This is a genomic window from Pseudomonas paralactis (genome assembly GCF_001439735.1).
Lineage (GTDB): Bacteria > Pseudomonadota > Gammaproteobacteria > Pseudomonadales > Pseudomonadaceae > Aquipseudomonas > Aquipseudomonas paralactis.
On sequence record NZ_JYLN01000034.1, the window covers coordinates 1 to 1,262 of the forward strand.

1 protein-coding gene is annotated in these 1,262 nt (G+C 56.3%); it reads left to right on the forward strand.

The genetic code is table 11. The features are described 5' to 3' along the window. Nucleotides 1-1,262 (forward strand): VENN motif pre-toxin domain-containing protein (locus TX23_RS28645; protein ID WP_244885992.1); only part of this gene is annotated, 1,262 nt, incomplete at both ends.

Sequence of the window (1,262 nt, forward strand, 5' to 3'; positions counted from 1 at the left end):
GAGGGCACGATTATTGTGCGTGATCCTGAGGGGGCCAACGACCTGGTGGGCCTCAATCGCGATACGCAAAACGCCAACAAGCACCTCGACAAGCCGGATGAAAAGGCCATGCGCGAACGCATGGACCTGATCAACAGCTCTGCGCAACTGGCCATAACGATCGGAAGCACCATTGGCAAGGCGAAGATCGACGAGTCTGAAGATCCCAACAGCGACGCGGGTAAAGCGGCTCGGCAGAAGTTGCTGGAGAGTGGCATCAGTGACCCGACCACCTTGCAGGTGAGGCAACAGGCTGAACGGGATTACGGCGTTGGCAGCAGTTTCCAGCGTACGACACAGACCGTGACGGCCATCGTGCAGGGGATTGCCGGTGGCAATGTGGGAGCGGCCATTGCGGGCGCATCCGCACCCTACCTGGCCCAGCAAGTAAAAGACCTGACGGCAGGTGATGACGCCGCCAACCTTATGGCCCATGCGGTGTTGGGCGCGGTGTTGGCCAGGGCTGGTGGTAATTCAGCGCTGGTGGGGGCCGGTGGTGCGGTAGCAGCGGAAGCCACGGCGAGGTTGATTCGTAGTGAGCTGTACGGGAACGTCAGTAATGACGACCTGACTGCAGAGCAGAAACAAACGATCTCTGCGTTGTCGACGTTGGCGGCGGGGGTTGCGGGTTCTGCGGTGGGCAAGGACGCACTGAGTGCGGTGGCGGCGGCTCAGGTTGGGAAGAATGCGGTTGAAAACAACTCCCTAAGTGGGATCGCTGAAGCATTAGCTGAGGGGAAGACACTTGAGCAAAAGGCTGAAGAGCGCGTCAAAGCAGAAAACGAACACTACAAGGAGCAAAACTGTGCAGGGATGAGCGCGGATGCTTGTTCAGTAAAGATGTACAGTGCGCGCCGGGAAGAGCTGAAAAATACCCTGCTGACCGGTGTGGACTTTGTGCCGGTGATCGGGGATATCAAGAGTTTTTCCGAGGCTGATAGCGCTCTGGATTACCTAGCAGCAGCGATTGGCGTAATACCCGGTGTTGGTGATGTTGCCGGAAAAACCATAAAAGGCGCACAAAAGGCCCTAGACGCTGGTGATCTCGAAACAGCTTCGAAACTGATTAATCAGGCCAGCAGTGAAATTCAGACTGTTAAGGCACTTGATGTTGGATCATATAGTGGTATAAAAGGCGCAGGCCAGACTTTACGGGAGGTCGAAGTAAGCTCTGGTGGCAAGGGAGCATGGTCCAAAGATCTCAATAAGCCTGAGCCAAACAC